This window comes from Curtobacterium sp. MCBA15_004 (assembly GCF_001865055.2).
Classification (GTDB): Bacteria; Actinomycetota; Actinomycetes; order Actinomycetales; family Microbacteriaceae; genus Curtobacterium.
This window is the reverse complement of the sequence record NZ_CP126266.1, coordinates 961,295-984,981: the sequence shown is the minus strand read 5'-3', so window position 1 is coordinate 984,981 and position 23,687 is coordinate 961,295. Positions and strand designations below refer to the sequence as shown.

The window sequence follows — 23,687 nt, the reverse complement described above, 5'->3', positions numbered from 1 at the left end:
CCATCGGTTACAAACCGGAAACCAAGTTGCACGATCCTTGCGACAGGATGCAAGTTCCGTGCGCTCTACGGCTCGTAGAGCGGATTCGTTGCTTCTGCAACGAACTTGTTGCACTGCTCGACAGCTCTGTGCAAGCGGCTGGCCACCTCGATGTGGTGGAGCGCTCCGACCGCCAGGACCCCTCCAAACACCCGCGGCGACGTCGTGCGCGACGAGTCGGACACCGGACTGCACGCCCCGTCTGTCCCGACCCGCACCACGTCCCCGTCGATGCAGTGAGCCCCGCCCGGCAGGACCGGACGGGGCTCAGGTTACCCCCTTCCGGGGGTGTGTGACGCGATCAGGCGAAGGCCTCGATCGGCGGGCAGGCGCACACGAGGTTGCGGTCGCCGTACGCCTGGTCGATCCGGCGCACCGGCGGCCAGTACTTCCGGGCGACGATCCCGGACGTCGGGTAGACGGCCTGCTCGCGCGTGTAGGGGTGCGTCCACTCCCCCGTGATCGCCGACGCCGCGGTGTGCGGCGCGTTGACCAGCGGGTTGTCGTCGGCCGGCCACTCGCCCCGTTCGACCGCTGCGGCCTCGGCACGGATCGCGAGCATGGCGTCGACGAAGCGGTCGAGCTCGGCGAGGTCCTCGCTCTCGGTCGGTTCGACCATGAGCGTGCCCGCGACGGGGAAGGACATCGTCGGCGCGTGGAAGCCGTGGTCGACGAGGCGCTTCGCGACGTCGTCGACCGTGATGCCCGTGGTGTCCCGCAGGGGCCGGAGGTCGAGGATGCACTCGTGCGCGACGAGCCCCGCGTCGCCGGTGTACAGGACGGGGAAGGCGTCGCGCAGCCGCGCCGCGACGTAGTTCGCCCCGAGCACCGCTGCCTCGGTCGCCCGGGTGAGGCCCTCGAGCCCCATCATCCGCACGTACGTCCACGTGATCGGCAGGATGCTCGGGCTGCCGTACGGTGCCGCGCTGACCGGACCACCCGCGTGCGCGAGCCGACCCTCGACCGTGACGTCGGCGGCGGAGGAGCCCGGCCGACGGTCCGCCTGCTGGGCCATCGGGTGCGCCGGCAGGAACGGTGCGAGGTGCGCCTTCGCCGCGACCGGACCGACACCCGGACCGCCACCGCCGTGCGGGATGCAGAAGGTCTTGTGCAGGTTGAGGTGCGACACGTCGCCGCCGAAGTCCCCGAAGCGGGCGTGCCCGAGGAGCGCGTTGAGGTTCGCGCCGTCGACGTAGACCTGGCCGCCGGCGTCGTGCACGGCGTCGCAGATGTCGCGGATGTCGTGCTCGTAGACCCCGTGCGTGGACGGGTACGTGACCATGAGCGCGGCGAGCTGGGCGCCGTGCTGCGCGGTCTTCGCGCGGAGGTCGTCGAGGTCGACGTTGCCGTTCTCGTCGCACGCGACCACCACGACGCGCATGCCGGCGAGGACCGCCGACGCCGCGTTCGTGCCGTGCGCGCTCGACGGGATCAGGCACACCGTGCGCTCGGTGTCACCGTTCGCCAGGTGGTACCCGCGGATCGCGAGGAGACCGGCGAGCTCGCCCTGGCTGCCGGCGTTCGGCTGCAGGGACACGGTGTCGTAGCCGGTGACCTCGGCGAGCCAGGTCTCCAGGTCGCCGATCATGTCGAGGTACCCCGTGACGTCGTCGGCGGGCGCGAACGGGTGCACGTTCGCGAACTCCGGCCAGGTCACGGCCGCCATCTCGGTCGCCGCGTTGAGCTTCATCGTGCAGCTGCCGAGCGGGATCATGCCGCGGTCGAGCGCGTAGTCCTTGTCCGACAGGTGCTTCAGGTACCGCATCATGCGGGTCTCGCTGCGGTGCGCGCTGAACACGGGGTGCGTCAGGTAGTCGCTGCTGCGCAGCAGACCGGACGGGAGGCCCGTGGTCGCGTCGCGCACGGCGCGCTCGGTCGCCGGGACGGTCGCGTCCACGGCCCCGAACACGTGGGCGAGCGCGCTCACGTCGTCCGGCGTGGTGGTCTCGTCGACCGACACCTGGAACGTGTCGGCGTCGACCTGGTGCAGCAGGTAGCCGGCGTCGCGGGCGGCGTCGACGAGCGCGCCCGCACGGCCCTCGGCGCGGAGCACCAGCGTGTCGAAGAACGCGTCGTGCTCGACGGCGAGTCCGGCGTCGCGTGCCGCCCCGGCGAGGGCGCCCGTCGTCCGGGCGACGCGGTCCGCGATGAACCGCAGCCCCTCGGGGCCGTGGTAGACCGCGTACATCGAGGCCATCACGGCGAGCAGGACCTGCGCGGTGCAGATGTTGCTCGTCGCCTTCTCGCGGCGGATGTGCTGCTCGCGGGTCTGGAGGCTCAGGCGGTAGGCCATCTGTCCGTCGGCGTCGAACGAGACACCGACCAGGCGACCGGGCAGCTGGCGCTCGAGACCGGCACGGACGGCGAGGTACCCGGCGTGCGGGCCGCCGAAACCGAGCGGGACGCCGAAGCGCTGGCTCGTGCCGACGGCGACGTCGGCGCCGAGGTCGCCGGGGCTGGCGAGCAGCGTCATCGCGAGCAGGTCGGCCGCGACGACGGCGATCCCGCCGCCCGCGTGGACGCGCTCGATGGTGGCGCTCGGGTCGACGACACGGCCCGAGGCGCCCGGGTACTGCAGGACGACACCGAACGCGCCGTCGAGCTGCTCGTCGGACGGACCGGACACCGCGTCGAACCCGCGGAGCTCGATCCCGACGGCGCCGGCGCGGTGGTCGAGGAGCGCGCGGGTCTGCGGCAGGAGGTCGGCGTCCACGAGGAACGCGTCGCCCGTCACCTTGGACGCACGACGGGCCAGGAGCATGCCCTCGACGACGGCCGTGCCCTCGTCGAGCATCGACGCGCCCGCGGTCGCCATGCCCGTGAGGTCGGAGACCATCGTCTGGAAGTTGATGAGCGCCTCGAGCCGGCCCTGCGAGATCTCGGGCTGGTACGGCGTGTAGGCCGTGTACCAGCTCGGGTTCTCGAGCACGTTGCGCTGGACCACCGCGGGCGTGTGGGTGCCGTGGTAGCCGAGACCGATCATCGCGCGGCGGACGGTGTTGCGGGATGCCTTGGCGCGCAGCTCGGCGAGCGCCTCGGTCTCGCCGACGGCGGCCGGGATCGAGGAGCGCTCGACCGGGGCGGCGTGGATCGACTCCGGGATCGCCGCGCGGACGAGGGCGTCGAGCGACGGCTGCCCGACGACCTCGAGCATGGCCCGCTGGTCGGCCGGCGTGGTGCCGATGTGCCGGTCGGCGAAGGTGGTCTGCAGGTTCTCGTCCCGCGTGACCGTGGGCTGCTGGTTCGCGTCGACGGTCGTCATGCGATGGACGCCCGGTACGCGTCGTGGTCCATGAGGTCCTCGGGGAACGAGGTGCCGTCCACCTTGAGCTTGACGAGCCAGCCGGTGCCGAACGGGTCCTGGTTGACGGTGTCGGGTGCGTCGACCACGGCGTCGTTGATCGCGACGACCTGGCCCTCGATCGGCGCGAACAGCTCGCCGACGCTCTTGGTCGACTCGATCTCGCCGATCTGCTGGCCGGCGGTCGTCGTGGTGCCGACGGCGGGGAGCTCGACGTAGACGACGTCGCCGAGCTGCTCGGCGGCGTGGTCGGTGATGCCGACGGTGACGGTGTCGCCCTCGACGAGGAGCCACTCGTGGTCGGCGGTGTACTGGAGTGCGGTCTGGTCGGTCACGGGGCTCAGCCTCTCGGGGTGCGGCGGTAGAAGGGGAACGGGACGACGGTGCTGGGGACGGCGGTGCCGCGGACGTCGATGTGGAGGACTCGTCCCCCGTCGGCGTCCGAGACCACGGCGAGCGCCGCCGGGTCGACGAAGGCCATCGCGACGGGGTGCCCGAGCGTCGGCGACAGCGCCCCGCTCGTCACGGTGCCGACCACGGCACCGTCGAGCAGGACGTCGTAGCCGGCCCGGGGTGCGCGCCGGCCCTCGGTGACGAGGCCGACGAGCACGCGGGCGTCGTCGGACGGCACGACACCGGCGTCGCCGACGAACGATCCCTCGGTCGCGACCACCCGGCCGAGCCCGGCCTGCGCCGGACGGACCTCGGTGCTCAGTTCGTGCCCGTAGAGGGGCATGCCGGCCTCGAGCCGCAGGGTGTCTCGCGCGGCGAGACCGGCCGGGACGACACCGCGGTCGGCGCCGGTCTCGAGCAGCGCGTCCCACAGCGCGACCGCGACGTCCGGGGCGACGTAGAGCTCGAAGCCGTCCTCGCCGGTGTAGCCGGTGCGGGCGACGAGCACCTCGCTGCCGTCGAACGTGGCGTGCAGCACGCGGTAGTAGCGGAGCTCGTCGAGCGGGGTCTCGGGCTGCAGGCGGTCGGCCACGACCAGGGCGTCGAGCGTGCCCGCGGCGGCGGGGCCCTGGATCGCGACGAGCGCGGTGGTGTCCGAGTCGTCCGACACCACGACGTCGAAGCCGGCGGCGCGCTCGGTCAGCGCGGCGACGGCGACCTCGCGGTTGGCGGCGTTCGCCACGACCAGGAAGACGTCCTCGTCGGTGCGGTAGACGACGAGGTCGTCGAGGATGCCGCCGTCCTCGGCGAGCAGGAGCGAGTACTTCGCCCGACCGACCGGCATCGCGCCGAAGGTCCCGGCGAGCGCGTGGTCGAGGAACGGGACGGCGTCGGAACCGGTCACGCCGACCTCGGCCATGTGCGACAGGTCGAAGACACCGGCCGCGGTGCGCACGGCGTGGTGCTCGGCGAGGTCGGACGAGTACCGCACGGGCATCCGGTACCCGGCGAAGTCGGTGAAGCTTGCGCCCGCTGCTTCGTGCGCGGGTTCGAGGGGGGACGAACGCATGACGGAGTTCTCCTGGCATCGGCAGGTCCCGACGGCCGTCGTCGGGCGGAACTCCCCCTCTGTCATGGGCCTGAGAGTTTCACCGCGGCCCGTGAGGTCCGGCGGCTTTCACCGTGGGCGAGACACGGGCCGGTCCCGGTGGGGGACCCGTGGCTGCTTTTCAGAGTGGCCTGTCCGCTGCGGTCTGGGACCTGAGAGATTGACGGGGAGGTTGCTCCTTCGGTGCCGGGCGCGTGCGCTCGACTCTCCCGCGGCGGGTGATCGGCCGGTGTTCAGTTGTCCGCGACGAGCATAGCGATGCCGCGTTTCCGGCATGTGACGGATCCGGGCTGCGGAGGACGTTCGACGACTCGTAGAATGCGGGGATGGCAGGACAGCGATCGCGCCCCCGCGGGCAGCTCGAACAGGCGGTGCTCGAGACGCTGTGGTCGGCGGACACGGGGATGACCGCGCGACAGGTGCTGGACGCGTTCCCCGAGCCGCGGCCGGCACTGACGACCGTCCTCACCGTGCTCGACCGGCTCGGCCGCAAGGGCCAGGTGGACCGGCAGGAGCACGACGACGCACCCCTGACCTTCCGCGCCGTGCACACCCGTGAGCAGCAGACCGCGTCGCTCATGTCGAACGCGCTCGCCGCCGCCTCCGACCGCGAGGCAGCCCTGCTCCAGTTCACCGGCTCGCTCGCCTCGGACGACCTCGACGTCCTCCGCCGGGCCCTCGACGCGCGAGCGCGTTCCTGACCGGGCACCGCCAGTGGTCGTCGCCGGGGTCGCGCTCGTCGTGTCCGCTCTCGTCGTCGTGGTGGTCGCCCCGCGGGTGCTGACCCGTTCGGCGTGGACGATCAGCCACCCGCGCACCGCACTGGTGTCGTGGTCGCTCGCGGTCGTGCTCGGGGTCGTCGGCTTCGTGCTCGGCATCGCGTTCGTGGTGCTCGCCGATCGACCGCTCACCGACCCGTTCCGCCTGGGCGACTCCCCCACGCACGGCCTGAACATCGGGGTCGCGCTCCTCGCCGTGCTCGCCTTCGTCGTCGCGGTGCGGGTCCGGCCGGGCGCCGACCAGGTCGCCGTGCGCGAGGCGATGCGGGCCGGGGCAGCACCGCACCGTGAGATCGACGGCACCCCCGTCGCCGTCGTCGAGGCGGACCACGCACTGGCCTGTGCCGTCCCCGGCCGGGAGGGCGGGGTGCTCGTCAGCACCGGGCTCGCGGACCTGCTGCGGACCGACGAACTGGAGGCCGTGGTCGCCCACGAACGCGCGCACCTGACCCAGCGCCACGCGGTCGCGGTCGCGGTCGCCGAGTCGATCGAACGTGCGGTCCCGTGGGTGCCCGGCGCGCGCGCCATGGCGCGCTCGACGCGCGTCCTCGTCGAGTTCGCGGCGGACGACGCGGCCGCACGCCGCGTCGGGCGGGACGCGCTGCGTCGGGCGGTGCTCGTGGCGGACGGGACGAGCGCACTCGGGGCGATCCGCGCCTCCAGACTGGAGTAGCGGCCACCGTCGGAGGTGAGGCATAGGGTGAACGCACCGTGAAGCCACTGACCGAAGCAGACATCCGTTCGTCGTTCGTGAACGCCACCCCGGAGGAACTCGAGCAGCTGCCGATCCCCGGCCTGCACGAGATGCTCTGGGACGAACGCGAGTTCCTCGGCTGGCGCGACCCGCAGGCCGCCCGCCGCGGCTACATCGTGTCGTGGGTCGACGACCGTCCCGTCGGGATCGTCGTGCGCTCCGCCGGTGGGTCGCTCCGCCCGGGGATCGCCGCGATGTGCTCCTTCTGCCACTCCCCGCAGCCCGCGACACAGGTCCGCCTGTTCTCGGCGGCACGCGCGGGCGAGTCCGGACGCAACGGCAACACGATCGGCTCGTACATCTGCGAGGACCTCGGGTGCTCGATGCTCATCCGCACCGCCCCGCCGCACCTGAACCCGCCGGCGACCATCGCGATGCGTGGCGAAGCGCTGCTGCGCCGGGTGCAGAACTTCACCGCGGACGTGTCGAAGACCGCGTGAGCCGGTTCGCGACCGCTCGTTGGGCCGTCGTCGAGGAGCTCGGCGACGGACGGTGGCGACTGTCGGTTCGGGACGAGGCGGACGACGAACTCGGCGCGTTCGGGCTCGGGGTCGAGGGGGCGTGGGACCCGGACGTCGAACCGCACGTGGGGTTCGTGCTCGTGCAGCTCGGGGTGACGCTCCGTGGGGCACGGCCGTGGCACGAGGACGAGCTCGGGGACCAGCGGGCGGCGGTGCTGCCGCTCGGTTGAGTGGCAGCGCGGTCGGTCGTCCGGCCCGGGGCTCGGCCGCCGTGCCGGGGCTCGCCGGCGGGCCGGTGTTGGCCGGCGGGCCGGAGTTGGCCGACCGGCCGCGCCGTCAGCGCTCGGTCGCGGCGATGAAGTTCCGCAGGATCTCGCGGTCGTCGTCGGCACGCACCGCCCAGTGCAGCTCGCTCCGGTGGTCGCCGTCCAGCGGCAGCAGCACGACCGTGTCCGGGGCCGCGAGCGTCGCGCTCTCCGGTGCCACCGTCACCCCGAGCCCCACCCCGACCAGGTGCAGCACGGTGGCCCAGGTCGTGGCCTCCTGGACCACCTGGGGGCGGCGTCCGTCCACGACGACCGGAGCCAGGTTGCGCTCCGTCGCCACCGCACCGGCGATGGGCGGGAAGAACACGAACGGCTCGTCGACGAGCTCGGTCCCGGCGATGCTCGCCCGGCCGGCGAGCCGGTGCCCACGCGGGACCGCCGCGACGAACCGCTCGGTGCGGAACGGCAGGAGCCGCACGGCCGGGTCCGGGTCGGGGTCGCGCACGACGGCCAGGTCGAGCTCGCCGCGGACGATCCGGGCGAGGAGCGTCGACGAGTAGCCCTCGGTGAGCTCCACCCGCACCAGGGGGAAGCGCTGCCGGAACACCTGGACGCGTTCGACCGGTCCGAGGGGCAGCGCCGAGACGACGAACCCGACGTCGAGCCGACCGACCTCGCCACGGCCGACCCGGACGACCTCGTCGAGGTCCCGTTCCGCCTGCTCGAGCAGTGAGCGCGCACGACCCTGCAGCACCCGCCCGGCGGGGGTGAGCGCGACGCTGCGCGACGTCCGGACGAACAGGTCGACGCCGAGGTCGCGCTCGGTGCGGCGGATCTGCTGCGACAACGCCGGTTGTGCGATGCGGAGCCGTTCGGCGGCCCGACTGAAGTGCAGTTCGTCGGCCACCGCGAGGAACGCCCGGAGCTGGCGCAGGTCCACATCCATGCACGCAGCGTACTGATCCACCGTGATCGGTATTGGACGTGCATGCATCGACCGTCCGAGGATGGACGCATGCCCGACACCGCTGCTGCCGCTGCCGCTGCCGCACCCGCACCCGCTTCCGACTCGGCCTCGGCCTCGGCCTCGGTCTCGGCCCTGGCCATCGTCGAACTCGCGACGCCCGCCGATGCCGATGCGTTCCGCACCCTCAACGAGGCCTGGATCGAGCGGTACTTCACGCTCGAGGACGAGGACCGCGCGATCCTGGGCGACCCGGCCGGCCGCATCGTCGAGCCCGGGGGCGCCGTGTTCGTCGCCCGTCTGGACGACGAGGTGATCGGGTGCATCGGCCTGATGCCGGTCGGCGACCGGGTCTTCGAGCTCGTGAAGATGGCGGTCTCCCCCGCGCACCAAGGGCACGGCACCGGCCGGAAGCTCATCGCGGTCGCGCTCGACCGGGCACGGGAGCTCGGTGCTCGACGCGTCGTCCTGGAGAGCAACAGCCAGCTCGCGAGCGCCGTGCACCTGTACGAGGCGTTCGGGTTCCGGCACCTCGGGCACGACGAGGTGGCACCGAGCCCGTACGTCCGGGCGGACGTGCACATGGTGCTCGACCTGGCGTGACCGGACCGGCGGTAGCGTCGGGCGCGATGGACATCCGCTCGCGTCAGGACGCCGACCTCGTGCCCCTCGTCGAGGTGCTCCGGCGGACACACGAGGGCGGGTACCCGGCGCACTGGCCCGTCGACCCCGAGCGATGGCTGTCGCCGCCCGGGTTCCTCGCGGCGTGGACGGCGCTGATCGGCGACGTCCCGGTCGGCCACGTGGGGCTCGCTGCTCCCGATCCGGAGGCACCGCCGCTGGTCACCCGCCTGCTCGTCCACCCGGACCACCGCGGACGCGGGGTCGCCGACGCCCTGATGGCGACGGTCGAGGCGACGGCCGGTGTCCTCGCCGGGCCGGCCCGCGGCCTGCAGGTCCTCCGGCTCGACGTCACCGAGGAGACGCCCGGAGCGTGGCGGCTGTACGAGCGGCGTGGGTGGCAGCTGACCGGACGCCGACCCGCGGACTGGCGGAAGCCGGACGGGTCCGTCCCGGTGGTGCGCTGGTACGAGAAGCGTCTGGGGTGAGCCGGTACGCTCGCGGCATGGCGACGTACCAGGTGCAGGCCGTCCGAGAGCGCGGCGCGTGGCAGGTGTTCATCGAGGGGACCCTCGTCACCGAGGTGGTGCGGTGGCCGTCCGTCGCCTTCGTCGCCCGCGAGTTCCTCGCGATGGACCGTGACGACGACCTGCGGATCCAGGTGGTCGGTCGCAACCAGTACGTCGACGCCTGACCCCGTCCCCGTTCCCTCAGCCGGCCGTGCGCGTCCGGGAGTAGGCGCTGCCGTCGGCGTCGCGCACGACGAGACCGAAGTCGACCAGGTACCGCCGGAGCGTCACGGGATCCTCGTGGAACCGCCGGAGTCGCTCGGTGACGGCGCGTTCGTCGAGGACCTCCTCCGGGGTGAGCGCCCGCTCCACGACCCACTGCAGCACGGCTCGACGGTCCGCGGGCGATGCCGGGTACTGCGCGATCCGGCCGTCCTCGAGGAAGCGCTCGACGCCCTGCGGTCGCGCTGACGATCCGGCCGCCAGAGCGGCGGCGAACACCTCCGGTCCCGCGACGTACCCGCCGTCGTCGGTGACGGTCACGAGTCCCACGCGCTGCAGCGCCCGCAGTGCACGTCGGGTCCGGGCCGGGAGCTGACCGCCCTCCCCGTCCCCCGCAGGCGACGACACCACGCCGAGGACGACCTGGGCGTACACCCGCCGACGGTCGTCGTCCGCCAGCACGGCGAAGACGGGTCGCCAGTCACGTTCGGTGTGCTCGGTCACGTCGGTCCCCTCCTGTCGGTCCTCCGCACGTGCAGCTCGGCGCGACGGATCCGATCGCCCCGGGGTGCTCTGCTGACGCCAAGGCTCCCACGCCGCTGCCACGCCGTCCGCACGCCGCGTCGCAGCGCGGGATCCCGGCCCGTCGGCCACGGCCACGGCCACGGCCACGGCCGCTGGTCACGCCACGTGCCAGACCAGCCCCTCCTGCGCCCCCGACGGGTACGCCGCCGCGATCCGGTGCACGGCCTCGCGCAGCGTCTCCGGCGAGCAGGCGAGGTTGAGCCGGGCGAACCCCCGCCCCTGCGCGCCGAACCCGAGCCCCGAGTTCAGCGCCACGTAGGCGTTCTCGCGCAGCGGCACGGCCGGGTCGTCGCCGAGCCCGATCCCCCGGAAGTCGAGCCACGCCAGGTAGCCGGCGCGCGGACGGGTGTAGACGACGCCGGGCAGGTGCTCGGCGAGCAGGGTACCGAGCAGCCGTTCGTTCGCGACGATCCGCCCGACCACCTCGTCGAGCCAGTCCGTCGCCAGGCTGAACGCCGCGAGGTTCGCGTGCAGCCCGAGGATGCTCGTGCGGCAGGCGACCTCCTCCCACAGCGTCTCGAGCAGGGCGGCGGTGCGGTCGTCTCCGGCGACGATGACCGAGCACTTCACGCCGGCGAGGTTCCACCCCTTGCTCGCGCTCGTCACGCAGACGCTGCGCGCACCGGCGGCCTCGGCCACCATCGCGAACGGGGTGAACCGGACGCCGGGGTGGGTGAGCGGCGCGTGGATCTCGTCGCTGACGACCAGGACGTCGTAGCGCGCGGCGAGGGCGGCGAGCGCCTCGAGGTCGGCGCGGTCGTGCACGAGTCCCATCGGGTTGTGCGGGTTGCAGAGCAGGAACACCCGGACACCGTCGGCGAAGGCCCGCTCGAGGCCGTCGAGGTCGAGTCGGTAGACGCCCCACTGCTCGGCGAGCGGCACCTCCTCGACCTGACACCGTGCCTCCTCGACGAGTTCGAAGAACGGCGGGTACACCGGCGGCGTGATCGCGACGCGGCCGCCGTCGGGCAGCGCGAGCCGCAGCGTCTCCACGATCCCGACGCTGACGTCCGTCGCCAGGTGGACCCGTGCCGGGTCGACCTGCCACCCCCACCGTTCCGCTGCGAACCGCGCGAACGCGGGCGCGAGCGGTCCCGGTCCGTCCAGGTAGCCCAGGTCGGACTGCTGCACCCGCTCGACGAGCGCCTGCCGGATCGCCGGCGCGACGTCGTGGTCCATCTCGGCGACGAACAGCGGCAGCACCTCGGGTGCGTACCGCGTCCACTTGATGCTCGTCCGCACCCCGCGGAGCGTCCCGACCGGGTCCTGCTCGTCGTCCGCCATGCGTCCCAGCATGCATCGGCCGGGAGGCGCGGTGCGACTCCGGCCGTCATCCCGCGTCGCACAGGTGGTCGCGTCTCCACCCATCGGCCCTGTGGATGCGGGACGGTCGTCCACAACCCGCCTGGGACCGCTCCGCAGGGCCGTGCGTCGGCCTACTCTCGGCTGCATGACCACGAGCACCGCCGACAAGGCCACCACCCTCCAGCAGCTGCACGAGGCCCCCGAGATCCTGCGCGTCGTGAACGTGTGGGACGCGATCAGCGCCAAGGTCGTGAGCGACCTGCCGCACACGAAGGCGATCGCGACCGCCGGGCACTCGATCGCAGCGTCGCACGGCTACGAGGACGGCGGCATGCCCCTCGACGTCGCCCTGGCCGGAGCGGCGACGGTCGTCGCGGCGACCGACCTGCCCGTCACCGCCGACCTCGACGACGGCTACGAGGACCCGGCTGAGACGATCCGGCGCGCCATCGCCGTGGGCGTCGTCGGTGCGAACGTCGAGGACCGTCTCCGTCCCTTCGACGAGGCCGTCGCCCGGGTCGCGGCGATCACCGCGGCAGCCGCAGCCGAGGGAATCGCGTTCCAGCTCAACGCCCGCACCGACGCCATCGCGCGCGGCGGCGACCGGCCGATCGACGAGAGCATCGAGGACGCCATCGCCCGCGGCAAGGCGTTCCTCGACAACGGTGCAGCCCTCGTGTTCGTCCCCGGTGCGATCCAGCGCGACGTCGTCGAACGACTCGTCGACGGGCTCGGTCGCGGCAAGCTCTCCGTGATCGGCCTGCCGGGCGCCCTGCCCGCCGCCGAGTACGAAGCCCTGGGGGTCGCTCGCATCTCCTACGGGCCGCTCACGCAGCGCGTCGCGCTGCGCGCGCTCCGCGACCTGGCGACCGACCTGTACGGCGACGGCGTCGTGCCGGAGGACACCCCGGTCCTGAACTGAGCGAACGCCGGACGGGAGGCTCGGGGCCCGACCGCACCGCGCCTCCCGTCCGAGCCCTGGACGTCGAGCCCGATCTCGTGTACAGTGTCTCGTTGGTGCACTGCAGCGAACCCATCTGACTCGCGCACACCGACCCGTCTCGCAACCGGCCCACCTGGGCCGCATTCCCTCGAGACCACCGCTCGATCCGAACGGACGAGCTGCACGTCGAGACACGACGTGCGCGCCCGCACCCGATGCGTCGCGCCGGACTGGGACGTCCGCGCCGACACCGGGCAGGACGGGCGCCGAACGACCAGGAAGTACCGCACCATGAACACCACCACCACGAACACCCGCATCACGATCACGGGGACCGCACTCGCCGCCCCCGTCGTCTCCCCCGACCGCATCGCCGAGTTCCCGGTGCGTGACGACCGCTCGCAGCGCGAGTACCTCGTCCGCATCCCCGCCGACGACCTGCGCACCTTCGTCACCCGTGACGCCCGCGTGGACGTCGACGGCGAGTCCGGCTGGACCGTGCCGGGCCGCTCCTGGCGGGGCGAGGCGAGCAGGACCATCCTGCTCGCCGGGTCCGTCCGCCGGGGCGAGCTCGCCCTCGCAGCTTGATCGGCTGATCGGCTGATCGGTCGGTCGACTGATCAGAGGACCGACACCACGACGAACGCCGTCGGCACTGAGCCGGCGGCGTTCGTCGTTCCCGGTCGCACCCCGCGGATCACGACCGCGGCGAGGTCACACGGCCGGCGGGTCGTCCGCTCCGCGGAAGTGCTGCCGTTCATCGGCGTTCACCGGTCGTTCCGGGCCCGCTCGGCGCGCAGCGTCCCGGAGCCGTCGGATGAACGCCGGATCCTCGGGTTCGAGTTCGTCGTCCGGCGCCACCGTGACCGTCAGCTCGCTCGACGGACCGACCAGCAGCAGCGTCCGCGTCACGGTCCCGTCGTCGCCGACCGACGGCACCGAGATCGCGTCGGTGCGGCCGTTCGCGCCCAGTGCCGCCGCGTAGTCGACCACGGCGTCGGCGATCAGGTCCCCCGTCAGGATCAGGGTGGCGTCGTAGTGGATGTACTTCACGTGCCCTCCCGCAGTTCGTGCCACTGACGGTAGGTGCCGGGCGCCGAGTCGCCGTCCGGGCTCTGCGTTCTGCGGCCAGCCGGCCGCACGACGGACGGTCAGTACTCGCCCTTGATGACGAAGTAGGACCCGCGGATCGTGCCGGCGAGCTTCGACCGCTGCCGCGCGAACTTGAAGGCGCCGAGCTCGTCGGGCACCTCCATCCCGTCGGACAGCTTGAAGCCCACCGCGCGCTTGCCGCCCGGTTCGATGGCCCACAGCACGTTGACGGACAACCCGGACTCGTGGAACACGTACGTCCAGCGCACCCCGTCGACCTCGAACTGGGTCGCCTCGAGCACGGGGGACGCGACGACGATGCCCCGCTCCTCGCGCAGGATCGTCGCGACGTACTCGACGAGCTCCGGGACCTCGGCTGCGGGCTGCGTGGTGAACGTGAGGTCGTACTTGTTCCGGAAGTACCGGGCCTCGTTCGCGCGGAGCCCGGCGAGCGCCTCCGCGACCGGGGAGGACTCGAGACCCTCGGTGGAGACGGTGACGAAGTCGACGACGTGCGGCATGGGTGGCTCCTGTCGGAACGGCGGGTACCGGCGATGTCGTGACGCCGGCGCCTCTGGTGCGCCACACCGTACCGGATCAGCGGTTCGTCGTCAGCCCTCCGTCACCCGCGCTGCCGACCGAGTGGACCGGTGCGTCGAACGGGCCTCAGACCTGCGGCGGGTCGGTCCGCAGGCGGCGGGCCTCGGGCTCGTCCGAGTGTGACGACGCGGCGTCGGCGAAGCGGCCGCCGCCGACCGCGGTCGTCCGGCGGGCGAGCTCGTTGACGAGGTCCTCGTCCTCCGGCTCCAGCTCGTCGTCGGGAGCGTCCTCGACCATGATCTGCGATGCAGGCCCGAGGAGCATCTCCGCGGTCACTCCGTAGCCCTCGGCATCCGCGGTCGGGACCTCGACGATGTCCGTCGTCCCGTTCTCCCCCAGCGCTGCCGCGTAGGCGAGCACCGCCTCGGCGATCGCCGTTCCGGTCATCACACGGTTCTCGCCGTACACCACGTACTTCATGGGAACCACTCAACGCCCGCGCTCACCGTCTCCCTCAGGTTCGAGCCGCCAAAGGGTACGGACTGCGCGTATCGGCGGTTCCCAGTACTGGGGGTGTCCGCCCGGACTCGCACCGAGTGGACTGGACCCATGCAACCGCTCGCGACCGTCGACACGTCCTCCCTGCTCCGGGTCGAGGTGGTCGCCGCGATGATCCGTGTCCTCCGGGTCCGCGCGCTCCACGAGGTCACGTACGAGCACGTCGCCACCGAGTCGGGCCAGCCGCTCGACGTCGTCCACGATGTCTTCCCCACCTGGGACGGGCTCCTCCTCGCCACCATCGACCAGTGGAACGCCGAACGTTCCAACGGCCTGATGCCGGTCGCCGAGCGCAGCGGCGCCGTCGTCTTCCTGCGCTCGATCGTCAGTGCGAACGTCGCCGACCCGTCGCTCATGCGCTTCCTGACCTCGACGCTCAACATCGCCGCGACACCGCACCACCCGCTCGCGCCGATGCTGCACGCGCGGTGGCGTCGGTTCCACGCCTTCGTGCAGCACGCCCTCGAGCACGACGTCGAGATCGGCCGCGAGCCGGGGACGATGGAGCCCGCACGCGGCGCCGAACAGCTGCTCGCGACGTACGAGGGGCTGCAGCTGCAGTCGATGGTGCGGCCGGAGATGGACCTGCTCGAGTCGTTCGACCGCGCGGTCACCCGGCTCCGCGAGGGGTGGACGCGGTCGTACGTGCCGCCGGTGTGGGACCTGGCCGACGCCGACGCGGTCTGACTTCCGGTCGGCGGCCCGAGCCGCGTCCGATCGCGGCGGCCGGCGGGCAAGCCGACACCGATCATCGCCGTCGCTCGACGCCGCCGCTTCCGGCGATGTCGACTGCGACGATCAGTTGTTGAAGCGGAACTCCACCACGTCGCCGTCCTGCATGACGTAGTCCTTGCCCTCGATGCGCGCCTTGCCCGCAGCACGCGCCTCGGCGATCGAGCCGGTCGCCATCAGGTCGTCGAACGAGATGACCTCGGCCTTGATGAAGCCCTTCTCGAAGTCGGTGTGGATGACGCCAGCGGCCTGCGGAGCCTTCCACCCCTTGCCGATCGTCCACGCACGCGCTTCCTTCGGCCCGGCCGTCAGGTAGGTCTGCAGCCCGAGGGTGTCGAAGCCGATGCGCGCGAGCTGGTCGAGGCCGGACTCGGTCTGGCCGGTCGACTCGAGCAGCTCTGCGGCGTCGGCGGGGTCGAGGTCGATGAGCTCGGACTCGACCTGCGCGTCGAGGAACACGGCCTGGGCCGGAGCCACGAGGGCCGCGAGCTCGGCCTTGCGTGATGCGTCGGTGAGGATCGCCTCGTCGACGTTGAAGACGAAGATGAACGGCTTGGCCGACAGCAGCCCGAGCTCGGCGATCGGCGACAGGTCGATCGAGGTCGCGGACAGCAGGGTGCCCTGCTCGAGCGCAGCCCGTGCCTCGCGAGCGGTCTCGAGCACGACGGGCTCGGCCTGCTTGAGCTTGAGCATCTTCTCGTAGCGCGGGAGCGCCTTGTCGATGGTCTCCATGTCGGCGAGGATCAGCTCGGTGTTGATGACCTCGAGGTCGTCCTTCGGGGAGACCTTGTTCGCGACGTGCACGACGTCGTCGTCGGTGAACCCGCGGACGACCTGGGCGATGGCGTCGGCCTCACGGATGTTCGCGAGGAACTTGTTGCCGAGTCCCTCCCCCTCGCTCGCACCCTTGACGATGCCGGCGATGTCGACGAACGACACCGGAGCGGGCACGGTCTTCTCGGACCCGAAGAGCGTCGCGAGCTGGTCGAGCCGCGGGTCGGGCAGGTTCACCACGCCGACGTTCGGTTCGATCGTTGCGAACGGGTAGTTCGCGGCGAGGACCTGGTTCTTGGTGAGGGCGTTGAACAGGGTCGACTTGCCGACGTTCGGGAGACCGACGATTCCGATGGTGAGAGCCACGGGACGACAGCCTACCGGCGGCGGCCCGCCGGGGCCGACCCGTGCCTCCCGTCCGACGCCGTCAGCGCGACAGCGCTGCGGTCCGCCGCTCCACCAGTCCCAGGACGTCGGCCTGGAGGCGCTGCGAACGTCGCCAGTCACCGATCACCTCGAGCGCGTGGTCGGCTCCCTCGACGGTGTGCAGTTCCGCACGCGTCGTCCCGACCGCGGACGGCGTCCACAGCGCGTCGGCGGAGCCGCCGACGGCGATCGAGCCCGCTCCGGCCGCGGCGAGCGCCGCTGCCACGGCCGGGTCGGTGAGCACGGGCGTGAGCCACACGCCGTCGACGGCGTGCCGCACGGCCCACGGCAGCGCGAACGAGCCGAACGACCCGGCCACGACGAGGTCGGGACGGCGGCCGTCGAGCGCACGCTCCAGCTGACCCTCGACGAACGCGACCGGGTCCGCCTTCGCCGCGGCGTCGAGCGTCCACGCCGGCGCGACGACCTCGGCGCCGTGCTGCTCGGCGATCGATCGCGTCCACCACAGGAGCGGCGCCTGCTGGCCGTACCCGGCGCCGGGCAGGACGAGGACGAGGGGGCGTTCGGCGCTCGTGGTCACCTCCGCACGCTACCGGCGCCCAGCCGCAACGCCGAGGTCGCGCGCGGGCGATGTCGGGACCCCGTGCGACGATCGGGGCCGTGCCGTTGAACTTCACCGCGATCGACTTCGAGACCGCCAACAGCTCGCCCGCCAGTGCCTGCTCCGTGGGGCTGGTCAAGGTGCGCGGGGGTCGCGTCGTCGACCGAGCGTCCTGGTTCATCCAGCCGCCGGTCGGGCACGACGCCTTCCTCGAGTGGAACACGCGCATCCACGGCATCGTCGCCGAGGACGTCGTGGGCGCGAAGGGCTGGGCCGAGCAGTACCGCGACATCGTGGCCTTCGCCGAGGGCGACGTCCTGGTCGCGCACAACGCCCGGTTCGACATGGGCGTGATCGCGGGCGGCTGCTCGGCGACCGGGACCGAACTGTCGGAGCACCACTCGCTGTGTTCGCTGGCGGTCGCCCGCAAGACGTACGCGCTCGACTCGTACCGGCTGCCGATGGCGGCTCGGGCAGCGGGGTACGAGGGGTTCCAGCACCACGACGCCGCCGCAGACGCCGAAGCCTGCGCGGCGATCGTCGTGCACGCCGCCGGGCAGCACGGGTGCGACACGGTCGAGGCGCTCGGCGCGGCGACCCGGGTGCACATCGCGCCCGTCCGACCGCGCGCAGAGCAGCCGACGCCCGCGGGTCAGCCGCGGCCGGCGCGGCAGCCGCGGCTGTCGAACCGGCCGATGATCTTCGCGGACTGATCCGCGGGCGGGGCAGGGCACGCGACCCGCGCGTTGCGGTCCGCTGTCGCGCGTCGACGCCGGACGGGAGGCGCGGTGCCGGCCGGCACCGCGCCTCCCGACCGTCGTTGCGTTCGACGCTGCGTCCGTCGGGGTGACGGTCAGCGCCCGGGGATCGTGATCGTGAAGCGCTCGTCGAAGTACATGTACTTCACGACGAGCTTCCGGACCGACCCCGGGATGTTCCGCAGCGTCGTGGCCTTGCCCTCGGGCGTGCCGACGATGTTCGCGTAGCCGTTGCCCTCCTCGTCGCCGATGAGGAAGCGGGTCTCGAATGCGCTCGTCGCCGTCAGGGTGATCGCGCCGTCCGCCGCCACGTCGGTGACGCGGACGGGCGAGTCCGCTGCCTCCTCGCCCTCACCCTGACCCGCGCCGGGCCCCGGGACCGGGGTGAAGCCCGGGTCGACGTTGCCGTCCGACGGCTCCGCCACCACCGGCTCCGGCGCGGCGCCCGGCCCCGGCGTGAAGCCCGGGTCGACGTTGCCGTCCGACGGCTGCGCCACCACCGGCTCCGGCGCGGCACCCGGCCCCGGCGTGAAGCCCGGGTCGACGTTGCCGTCCGACGGCTCTGCCACCACCGGCTCCGGCGCGGCAGCATCCCCGGTCACCGTCACCGTGACCCACTTGCTCCCGTGCCACGGCCGGAAGGACCGGACGAGCACGCGGTCACCCGCCCGGACACCACGCAGGGACAGCGAGAACCGCCCGTCGGCGTCGGGCGTGACCAGTCCGTAGGCTCCGCCCCGCTCCACACGCGCTTCGACCTCGTTGTCCGGGTTCGTGGTGCCGGAGACGGTCGCGCCGTCGTCGGTCGCGATCGCCTGCAGTTCGGCAGGTGCGGGCTCGGAGATGTAGAGCTTGACGTCGAGCCATCGCTGTTCCGTCCCGTCCTGCACGGTCACCGTCGTCACGGTGTGCATGCCGGGGCTCAGGGTCTCCGACGGCGTGCAGGCAACGGCCTGGCGCGCGGGGACGGCGACCTCGCACAGCGTCTGGTCACCCTCGACGAAGCGGATCGTGGTCGCTGCGGCCGCCCACCCGGAGATGGCGGGTCGCCCGGAGTCGGGCGTGAAGACGTACTGGCGGTCCTGGTAGTCGACCGGCTGCTGCCCGTCGACCGTCGGGATGTAGGCCACCGGGTGCTCGGCGGCGGATGCGACCGACGGGACGAGCGCGCCACCCGCGGCGGTGAGGCCGACAGCGGCGAGCGCGGCGGTCTTCGAGATGCGAGGCATCGAGGTCCTTCCTGTCTGGACGGGTGGAACGCGTCGTTCCGAGGCCCCGCCTGACCCGCACATCCTAAATGTTGCATATCAAAGGCCCCTGCGTGCGATCCCTTCCCGGAGCCAGACCGTGTGTTCAGCCGCCACAGCGCCGGACGGGAGGCGCGGTGTCAGCCGGCACCGCACCTCCCGTCCGTCGCTGCGTCCGTCGCTGCGTCCGTCAGGGTGACGGTCAGCGCCCGGGGATCGTGATCGTGAACCGCTCGTCGAAGTACATGTACTTCACGACGAGCTTCCGGACCGACCCCGGGATGTTCCGCAGCGTCGTGGCCTTGCCCTCGGGCGTGCCGACGATGTTCGCGTAGCCGTTGCCCTCCTCGTCGCCGATGAGGAAGCGGGTCTCGAATGCGCTCGTCGCCGTCAGGGTGATCGCGCCGTCCGCCGCCACGTCGGTGACGCGGACGGGCGAGTCCGCTGCCTCCTCGCCCCCACCCTGACCCGCGCCGGGCTCCGGGATCGGGCTGAAGCCCGGGTCGACGTTGCCGTCCGACGGCTCCGCCACCACCGGCTCCGGCGCGGCAGCATCCCCGGTCACGGTCACCGTGGCCCAACCGCTCCAGTTCCAGGGCGTGCCCGCGCGCACGAGGACACGCTCGCCGGCCTTCGTCCGCGGGACCACCACGGAGAAGTGCCCGTCGGCGTCCGCGGTGCCGATCTGCAGCGCGGCGCCGAGCTCGGACCGCGCCTGGACCGTGTTGGCGGGGGCGGTGGTCCCGGTCACGACCGCGTTGCCCTCCGAGGTCTCGGCATGCAGGTCGGTCGGCTTCGTTGCGGCGACGTGCACCGTGATCGTGCCCCAGCGCTGCTCGGTGCCGTCCTGGACCGTGACCGCGGTGATGTCGTGCTGCCCGCGGCCGAGCGCCTCGGCCGGGGCGCAGCCGACCGACTGCTGGGTCGGTGCAGCGACCTCGCACAGCGTCTTCTGGCCCTCGACGAACCGGATCGTGGTGGCGGCGGCCGCCCGCCCGAGGATGAACGGGCGGTCCGACTCGGCGGCGTAGACGTACTTGTGGTCGACGTAGTCGAAGGGCTTCTGACCGTCGACCGACTGGATGATCGCCGTCGGGTGGTCAGCCGCCGACGCGACGGACGGGACGAGGGCGCCTCCGGCGGCGACGAGGCCGACCGCCACGACGGCGGTGGACGTGGTGATGCGCGGCATCAGGATCCTTCCTGCCCGTGTGGGTGGAGCACGTCGCTCCGCCATCCCACAGGACCCGCGACATCCTGTATGTCGTGTATGAAAGACCCTCGAACGCGATGCCTTCAGCGTCCGACTCAGGCCGACGGCACCGCCAGCTCGCCGGTCTGGTACTGCGCCCGCCCGAACCCGAAGGACCAGTCCTCGGGGCCGTTCTCGACGTAGCCGATGAAGACGTCCTCGGAGGCGACGCCGACCGCGACGAGTCGCTCGTGCACCGCGGCGTACAGGGCCGCCTTGGCCTCCGCGCTCCGGCCGCGCTGCGTGAAGACCTGCACCATCACGACGCCCTCGGTGCGCTCGAAGCCGAGGCCGGCGTCCTCGGCGATGATCTGCTGCGCCGGGTGCTCCGTGACGATCTGGAACCGGTCGCGCGGCGGGATGCCGTACTGGTCGACGATCGCGGCGTGGATCGCGTCGGCGACGGCGCGGACCTGCTCCGGGGTGCGGCCGGTGGTGAGGTCGATACGGACGAGCGGCATGACGGTCTCCTGCGGGTGGGTGCGTGTCGGGGTCGGGGTGCGCGCTGCTCCCGACCGGACGGCGGACGGGAGGCGCGGTGCCAGCCTGCTCCGCGCCTCCCGTCCGGCACACGGTGCGTCCCCAGGACCGCACCCCCGTCCGTCACCGACCCGTCGGTCCGTCTCGCGTGCCGGGAGGCGCGGTGTCGGTGGGCTCTGCCAGGGTCGCGTCATGCAGATCCTCGCGTTGGTCATCGGTCTCGTCCTCGGCATCGCCGTCGGAGCGGTCGTGGCCTTCGCGCTGGCCCGCTCGCGGGCCGGCGTCGACGCCGCCGCCGCGCACGCCACCGCGGACGCGCTGCGCGCGCAGCTCGCCACGGTCCGGTCCGACAGCGAGGAACGCCTCGACGCGCAGGACGCGCAGTACCGCCGGCAGGTCGACTCGCTCGAACGTCGGGCGGCCGAGTTGGAGCACCTCGTGCAGCGCATGCACGGCGCCGACGCGGCCCGGAAGCAGGACGAGTCGAAGGTGCTCTCGGCCCTCAGCCCGGTGGCGCAGACCCTCGATGTGATGCGCGCCAAGATCGCCGAGCTCGAGCAGTCCCGGAGCGAGCAGTACGGCGCCCTGTCCGCACAGCTGCGGTCGGCGGCCGAGTCCGAGGAACGCCTGCGCGCGACTGCCGACACCCTCGCGAGTGCCCTGTCCTCGAACAGCACCCGCGGCGTGTGGGGCGAGACGCAGCTTCGGAACGTCGTCGAGGCCGCCGGGCTGCTCGAACGCGTCGACTTCGACGTGCAGTCGTCGGTCACCACCACCGCGGGCGCGGCCCGTCCGGACATGGTCGTGCACCTGCCGGGCGGCAAGACCATCGCCGTCGACGCCAAGGTGCCGTTCAGCGCGTACCTGCAGGCTGCCGAGATCCCCGCGACCGCCGGCGGTGCCGAGGGGGCGCGGCGCGACCAGCTCGTCGCCCAGCACGTCAAGGCGCTGCGGGCACACGTCGACGCCCTCGCCGCGCGCGAGTACTGGTCGGGCTACGACGCCTCCCCCGAGCTGACGATCGCGTTCATCCCCTCGGAGTCGCTCGTGTCCAGCGCCCTGGCCGCCGACCCGGGCCTGCTCGACCACGCGTTCCGGAAGCGGATCGCGCTCGCGTCGCCGGTCACGCTGTGGTCGGTGCTGAAGACCGTCGCGTTCTCGTGGCAGCAGGACGTCGTCACCGCCGAGGCCCGCGAGCTGTTCCGGGTCTCCCGGGAGCTGCACGGCCGGCTGTCCACGATGGCCGCGCACGTGGACAAGCTCGGGCGCTCGATCCGCGGCAGCGTCGTCGACTACAACCGGTTCGTGGGGTCGCTCGAGCGCCAGGTGCTGCCGAGTGCCCGGCGGTTGTCGCTGCTCGACGAGTCGAAGGTGATCGCGGACCCCGCCGCCGTCGAGGACGAGCCGCGGCTGCTCACCGCGCCGGAGCTCGTCGGCGCCCTCGACGAGGACTGACCCCGGGGCTGCAGCGCTGCGCCCGCGGCGCGGCGCACGCCCGCGCCGCGCCGGCCGACGGCCGGCCGCGCCGGCGCGGGCGGGCCCGGCGCGACGTGATCGCACACAACGGAAAGCACCTCGCACCACGTCACTTCGCGGCGCGAGGTGCTTCCGCTTGTGCGAAACGCCGCGTAGCAGCGCCGCGGCAGGCGCGGCCGCCCGACCGCCGCCGCAGGCGAGGCGGGCGGCCGGCACGGCGCGGTTCCGGCGCGACGTGCGCGCGCACAACGGAAAGCACCTCGCACCACGTCATCGCGTGGCGCGAGGTGCTTCCGCTTGTGCGAAGCGCCGCGTAGCAGCGCCGCGGCCGCCCCGCCGCCGGCGGCCGGGCGGCCGGGCGGCCGGGCGGTCCCGGCCGGGTCGGCGGCGCCGGCCGGGCGCGGGCCCGGCGCGACGTGCTCGCGCACAACGGAAAGCAGCTCGCACCACGTGATCACGTGGTGCGAGCTGCTTTCGGTTGTGCGAAGCGCAGAGCGGCGGTCGGCGGCGCGGCGCGCCGCGCCGCGCGGCCGCGGCTCAGCGGATCAGAACCACTTCTCGGCGCGGTGGTCCGCCTGGATGCGACGGATCGTGTTCGAGCGGGAGCGCAGCACGAGCGAGTCCGTGTGGATGACGCCACGCGAGCGACGGACCCCGTCGACGAGGACGCCGTCGGTGACACCGGTCGCGACGAAGAACGTGTTGTCGCCCGTCACCAGGTCGTCCTGGTCGAGGACCTTGTCGAGGTCGTGGCCCGCGGCGAGTGCACGCTCGCGCTCCTCGTCGTCCTTCGGCTGGAGCTTGCCGAGGATCACGCCGCCAAGCGCCTTGATCGCGCACGCGGTGATGATGCCCTCGGGCGTGCCGCCGACGCCGACGCACATGTCGATCTTCGAGCCGGGCAGCGCCGCCGAGATGCCGCCGGCGACGTCGCCGTCGAGCAGCAGCCGGGTGCCCGCGCCGGTCGCACGGATCGCGCGGATGAGCTCGTCGTGACGGGGACGGTCGAGGACGGCGATCTGCATGTCCTCGATGTCCTTGTGCTTCGCCTTGGCGAGCGCACGGATGTTCTCGCCGATCGGCTTCTCGAGGTCGAGGACACCACGGCCCTCGGGGCCCGCGGCGATCTTGTCCATGTAGAACACGGCCGACGGGTCGTACATCGAACCGCGGTCGGAGACGGCCATCACCGAGATGGCGTTCTGGCGGCCGGCAGCGGTCAGCGAGGTGCCGTCGATCGGGTCCACCGCGATGTCGCAGGACGGGCCGTGGCCGTTGCCGACGTGCTCGCCGTTGTAGAGCATCGGGGCGTTGTCCTTCTCGCCCTCACCGATGACGACGACGCCGTCGAAGTTGACGGTGCCGAGGAACTTGCGCATCGCGTCGACCGCGGCGCCGTCGGCGAGGTTCTTCTCGCCCCGACCCACCCACGGCTGTGCACGGATCGCGGCGGCCTCCGTCGCACGCACGAGCTCGAGCGCCAGGTTGCGGTCGGGCTGGAGGAACAGGGAGCCGGTCTCAGTCGTGGGAGTCACGACCA

27 protein-coding genes and 1 riboswitch are annotated in these 23,687 nt (G+C 72.6%); of the genes, 12 read left to right on the top strand and 15 right to left on the bottom strand.

The window, feature by feature from the left end:
• Positions 1 to 340 precede the first annotated feature (340 nt).
• The 3 genes from gcvP to gcvT are packed head-to-tail and all read right to left on the bottom strand — an operon-like array spanning position 341 to position 4,802.
• Positions 341 to 3,301: an aminomethyl-transferring glycine dehydrogenase gene (gene gcvP, locus QOL16_RS04725; RefSeq protein WP_083394947.1), complete on the bottom strand. Its 2,961-nt coding sequence runs from the start codon at positions 3,299 to 3,301 to the stop codon at positions 341 to 343.
• Positions 3,298 to 3,675, bottom strand: coding sequence for a glycine cleavage system protein GcvH (gene gcvH, locus QOL16_RS04720; protein WP_065959696.1), 378 nt, complete (start codon positions 3,673 to 3,675; stop codon positions 3,298 to 3,300). The genes gcvP and gcvH overlap by 4 nt, the downstream gene beginning before the upstream one ends.
• Before the next feature lie 5 nt (positions 3,676 to 3,680).
• The gene (gene gcvT, locus QOL16_RS04715) at positions 3,681 to 4,802 is read right to left on the bottom strand and encodes a glycine cleavage system aminomethyltransferase GcvT (protein ID WP_254780191.1); all 1,122 of its coding nucleotides are present in this window, start codon (positions 4,800 to 4,802) and stop codon (positions 3,681 to 3,683) included.
• A 170-nt stretch (positions 4,803 to 4,972) separates the two neighbouring features.
• Positions 4,973 to 5,063, bottom strand: a riboswitch (glycine riboswitch).
• A 104-nt stretch (positions 5,064 to 5,167) separates the two neighbouring features.
• Here gcvT and QOL16_RS04710 point away from each other — a divergent pair.
• From QOL16_RS04710 to QOL16_RS04695, 4 genes are read left to right on the top strand one after another with little or no spacing between them, the layout of a single operon-like run.
• Positions 5,168 to 5,542 carry a BlaI/MecI/CopY family transcriptional regulator gene (locus tag QOL16_RS04710; RefSeq protein WP_065959699.1) on the top strand — a complete coding sequence of 125 codons (375 nt, stop codon included), beginning with the start codon at positions 5,168 to 5,170 and terminating at the stop codon, positions 5,540 to 5,542.
• A gap of 13 nt (positions 5,543 to 5,555) precedes the next feature.
• Positions 5,556 to 6,293, top strand: coding sequence for a M56 family metallopeptidase (locus QOL16_RS04705; protein WP_071283401.1), 738 nt, complete (start codon positions 5,556 to 5,558; stop codon positions 6,291 to 6,293).
• Between the two features lie 38 nt (positions 6,294 to 6,331).
• Positions 6,332 to 6,814: an FBP domain-containing protein gene (locus QOL16_RS04700; RefSeq protein ID WP_065959705.1), complete on the top strand. Its 483-nt coding sequence runs from the start codon at positions 6,332 to 6,334 to the stop codon at positions 6,812 to 6,814.
• Complete coding sequence (locus QOL16_RS04695) at positions 6,811 to 7,065, top strand: hypothetical protein (protein ID WP_065959710.1); 255 nt, start codon at positions 6,811 to 6,813, stop codon at positions 7,063 to 7,065. Before QOL16_RS04700 ends, QOL16_RS04695 begins: the two co-directional genes overlap by 4 nt.
• Before the next feature lie 106 nt (positions 7,066 to 7,171).
• Here QOL16_RS04695 and QOL16_RS04690 read toward each other — a convergent pair whose 3' ends face one another.
• Complete coding sequence (locus QOL16_RS04690) at positions 7,172 to 8,047, bottom strand: LysR substrate-binding domain-containing protein (RefSeq protein ID WP_065959712.1); 876 nt, start codon at positions 8,045 to 8,047, stop codon at positions 7,172 to 7,174.
• A 69-nt stretch (positions 8,048 to 8,116) separates the two neighbouring features.
• Between QOL16_RS04690 and QOL16_RS04685 the strand changes: the two genes are divergently transcribed.
• The 3 genes from QOL16_RS04685 to QOL16_RS04675 are packed head-to-tail and all read left to right on the top strand — an operon-like array spanning position 8,117 to position 9,380.
• A complete protein-coding gene (locus tag QOL16_RS04685; RefSeq protein ID WP_083394948.1) occupies positions 8,117 to 8,668 on the top strand; it encodes a GNAT family N-acetyltransferase in 552 nt (183 codons plus the stop codon).
• Positions 8,669 to 8,694: 26 nt separating this feature from the next.
• Positions 8,695 to 9,174: a GNAT family N-acetyltransferase gene (locus QOL16_RS04680; protein WP_071283404.1), complete on the top strand. Its 480-nt coding sequence runs from the start codon at positions 8,695 to 8,697 to the stop codon at positions 9,172 to 9,174.
• A 17-nt stretch (positions 9,175 to 9,191) separates the two neighbouring features.
• Positions 9,192 to 9,380, top strand: a complete 189-nt coding sequence (locus tag QOL16_RS04675) for a hypothetical protein (RefSeq protein WP_065959716.1) — start codon at positions 9,192 to 9,194, stop codon at positions 9,378 to 9,380.
• A 16-nt stretch (positions 9,381 to 9,396) separates the two neighbouring features.
• Here QOL16_RS04675 and QOL16_RS04670 read toward each other — a convergent pair whose 3' ends face one another.
• Both QOL16_RS04670 and QOL16_RS04665 read right to left on the bottom strand, forming a co-directional pair.
• Positions 9,397 to 9,921 (bottom strand): DUF2087 domain-containing protein, encoded by a 525-nt coding sequence (locus tag QOL16_RS04670; RefSeq protein ID WP_071283407.1) that lies wholly within the window; start codon positions 9,919 to 9,921, stop codon positions 9,397 to 9,399.
• A 177-nt stretch (positions 9,922 to 10,098) separates the two neighbouring features.
• Positions 10,099 to 11,286, bottom strand: coding sequence for a MalY/PatB family protein (locus tag QOL16_RS04665; protein ID WP_254780193.1), 1,188 nt, complete (start codon positions 11,284 to 11,286; stop codon positions 10,099 to 10,101).
• Between the two features lie 166 nt (positions 11,287 to 11,452).
• On the opposite strand from QOL16_RS04665, the gene QOL16_RS04660 reads away from it, so the two are divergent.
• A complete protein-coding gene (locus tag QOL16_RS04660) occupies positions 11,453 to 12,229 on the top strand; it encodes an isocitrate lyase/phosphoenolpyruvate mutase family protein (protein ID WP_071283414.1) in 777 nt (258 codons plus the stop codon).
• 312 nt (positions 12,230 to 12,541) lie between these two features.
• A complete protein-coding gene (locus QOL16_RS04655; RefSeq protein WP_139266351.1) occupies positions 12,542 to 12,838 on the top strand; it encodes a hypothetical protein in 297 nt (98 codons plus the stop codon).
• A gap of 126 nt (positions 12,839 to 12,964) precedes the next feature.
• On the opposite strand, the gene QOL16_RS04650 is transcribed toward QOL16_RS04655, so the two are convergent.
• The 3 genes from QOL16_RS04650 to QOL16_RS04640 all read right to left on the bottom strand — a co-directional run bounded on the left by QOL16_RS04650 (position 12,965) and on the right by QOL16_RS04640 (position 14,362).
• Positions 12,965 to 13,303 (bottom strand): hypothetical protein, encoded by a 339-nt coding sequence (locus tag QOL16_RS04650; protein WP_065959723.1) that lies wholly within the window; start codon positions 13,301 to 13,303, stop codon positions 12,965 to 12,967.
• Positions 13,304 to 13,401: 98 nt separating this feature from the next.
• Entirely contained in the window at positions 13,402 to 13,863 is a 462-nt protein-coding gene (locus QOL16_RS04645; RefSeq protein ID WP_071248367.1) for a phage tail protein, read from the bottom strand.
• 145 nt (positions 13,864 to 14,008) lie between these two features.
• Positions 14,009 to 14,362 carry a hypothetical protein gene (locus QOL16_RS04640; RefSeq protein WP_065959728.1) on the bottom strand — a complete coding sequence of 118 codons (354 nt, stop codon included), beginning with the start codon at positions 14,360 to 14,362 and terminating at the stop codon, positions 14,009 to 14,011.
• Positions 14,363 to 14,491: 129 nt separating this feature from the next.
• Between QOL16_RS04640 and QOL16_RS04635 the strand changes: the two genes are divergently transcribed.
• Positions 14,492 to 15,127 (top strand): TetR family transcriptional regulator C-terminal domain-containing protein, encoded by a 636-nt coding sequence (locus QOL16_RS04635; RefSeq protein ID WP_071283420.1) that lies wholly within the window; start codon positions 14,492 to 14,494, stop codon positions 15,125 to 15,127.
• Between the two features lie 111 nt (positions 15,128 to 15,238).
• Here QOL16_RS04635 and ychF read toward each other — a convergent pair whose 3' ends face one another.
• A complete protein-coding gene (gene ychF, locus QOL16_RS04630) occupies positions 15,239 to 16,312 on the bottom strand; it encodes a redox-regulated ATPase YchF (RefSeq protein WP_065959732.1) in 1,074 nt (357 codons plus the stop codon).
• A gap of 61 nt (positions 16,313 to 16,373) precedes the next feature.
• Positions 16,374 to 16,913, bottom strand: a complete 540-nt coding sequence (locus QOL16_RS04625; protein ID WP_071283423.1) for a hypothetical protein — start codon at positions 16,911 to 16,913, stop codon at positions 16,374 to 16,376.
• A gap of 80 nt (positions 16,914 to 16,993) precedes the next feature.
• Between QOL16_RS04625 and QOL16_RS04620 the strand changes: the two genes are divergently transcribed.
• Entirely contained in the window at positions 16,994 to 17,647 is a 654-nt protein-coding gene (locus QOL16_RS04620; RefSeq protein ID WP_083394951.1) for an exonuclease domain-containing protein, read from the top strand.
• A 140-nt stretch (positions 17,648 to 17,787) separates the two neighbouring features.
• On the opposite strand, the gene QOL16_RS04615 is transcribed toward QOL16_RS04620, so the two are convergent.
• The 3 genes from QOL16_RS04615 to QOL16_RS04605 form a co-directional block, all read right to left on the bottom strand.
• A complete protein-coding gene (locus QOL16_RS04615) occupies positions 17,788 to 18,921 on the bottom strand; it encodes a hypothetical protein (protein ID WP_305411407.1) in 1,134 nt (377 codons plus the stop codon).
• A gap of 220 nt (positions 18,922 to 19,141) precedes the next feature.
• Complete coding sequence (locus tag QOL16_RS04610; protein WP_305411406.1) at positions 19,142 to 20,131, bottom strand: Ig-like domain-containing protein; 990 nt, start codon at positions 20,129 to 20,131, stop codon at positions 19,142 to 19,144.
• Between the two features lie 116 nt (positions 20,132 to 20,247).
• The gene (locus tag QOL16_RS04605; protein WP_071285672.1) at positions 20,248 to 20,652 is read right to left on the bottom strand and encodes a tautomerase family protein; all 405 of its coding nucleotides are present in this window, start codon (positions 20,650 to 20,652) and stop codon (positions 20,248 to 20,250) included.
• Positions 20,653 to 20,863: 211 nt separating this feature from the next.
• On the opposite strand from QOL16_RS04605, the gene QOL16_RS04600 reads away from it, so the two are divergent.
• Positions 20,864 to 22,126, top strand: coding sequence for a DNA recombination protein RmuC (locus QOL16_RS04600; RefSeq protein WP_065959743.1), 1,263 nt, complete (start codon positions 20,864 to 20,866; stop codon positions 22,124 to 22,126).
• Positions 22,127 to 22,692: 566 nt separating this feature from the next.
• Here the strand turns inward: QOL16_RS04600 and glpX are convergent.
• Positions 22,693 to 23,682, bottom strand: coding sequence for a class II fructose-bisphosphatase (glpX, locus tag QOL16_RS04595; protein ID WP_083230403.1), 990 nt, complete (start codon positions 23,680 to 23,682; stop codon positions 22,693 to 22,695).
• Positions 23,683 to 23,687 lie beyond the last annotated feature (5 nt).

What these genes read in the sequence shown, in the direction of transcription:
- gcvP (WP_083394947.1), bottom strand. Translation starts at nt 3,301, where the DNA reads ATGACGACCGTCGACGCGAACCAGCAGCCCACGGTCACGCGGGACGAG.
- gcvT (WP_254780191.1), bottom strand. Translation starts at nt 4,802, where the DNA reads ATGCGTTCGTCCCCCCTCGAACCCGCGCACGAAGCAGCGGGCGCAAGC.
- QOL16_RS04710 (WP_065959699.1), top strand. Translation starts at nt 5,168, where the DNA reads ATGGCAGGACAGCGATCGCGCCCCCGCGGGCAGCTCGAACAGGCGGTG.
- QOL16_RS04690 (WP_065959712.1), bottom strand. Translation starts at nt 8,047, where the DNA reads ATGGATGTGGACCTGCGCCAGCTCCGGGCGTTCCTCGCGGTGGCCGAC.
- QOL16_RS04685 (WP_083394948.1), top strand. Translation starts at nt 8,117, where the DNA reads ATGCCCGACACCGCTGCTGCCGCTGCCGCTGCCGCACCCGCACCCGCT.
- QOL16_RS04680 (WP_071283404.1), top strand. Translation starts at nt 8,695, where the DNA reads ATGGACATCCGCTCGCGTCAGGACGCCGACCTCGTGCCCCTCGTCGAG.
- QOL16_RS04675 (WP_065959716.1), top strand. Translation starts at nt 9,192, where the DNA reads ATGGCGACGTACCAGGTGCAGGCCGTCCGAGAGCGCGGCGCGTGGCAG.
- QOL16_RS04665 (WP_254780193.1), bottom strand. Translation starts at nt 11,286, where the DNA reads ATGGCGGACGACGAGCAGGACCCGGTCGGGACGCTCCGCGGGGTGCGG.
- QOL16_RS04660 (WP_071283414.1), top strand. Translation starts at nt 11,453, where the DNA reads ATGACCACGAGCACCGCCGACAAGGCCACCACCCTCCAGCAGCTGCAC.
- QOL16_RS04655 (WP_139266351.1), top strand. Translation starts at nt 12,542, where the DNA reads ATGAACACCACCACCACGAACACCCGCATCACGATCACGGGGACCGCA.
- QOL16_RS04645 (WP_071248367.1), bottom strand. Translation starts at nt 13,863, where the DNA reads ATGCCGCACGTCGTCGACTTCGTCACCGTCTCCACCGAGGGTCTCGAG.
- QOL16_RS04640 (WP_065959728.1), bottom strand. Translation starts at nt 14,362, where the DNA reads ATGAAGTACGTGGTGTACGGCGAGAACCGTGTGATGACCGGAACGGCG.
- QOL16_RS04635 (WP_071283420.1), top strand. Translation starts at nt 14,492, where the DNA reads ATGCAACCGCTCGCGACCGTCGACACGTCCTCCCTGCTCCGGGTCGAG.
- QOL16_RS04615 (WP_305411407.1), bottom strand. Translation starts at nt 18,921, where the DNA reads ATGCCTCGCATCTCGAAGACCGCCGCGCTCGCCGCTGTCGGCCTCACC.
- QOL16_RS04610 (WP_305411406.1), bottom strand. Translation starts at nt 20,131, where the DNA reads ATGCCGCGCATCACCACGTCCACCGCCGTCGTGGCGGTCGGCCTCGTC.
- QOL16_RS04605 (WP_071285672.1), bottom strand. Translation starts at nt 20,652, where the DNA reads ATGCCGCTCGTCCGTATCGACCTCACCACCGGCCGCACCCCGGAGCAG.
- QOL16_RS04600 (WP_065959743.1), top strand. Translation starts at nt 20,864, where the DNA reads ATGCAGATCCTCGCGTTGGTCATCGGTCTCGTCCTCGGCATCGCCGTC.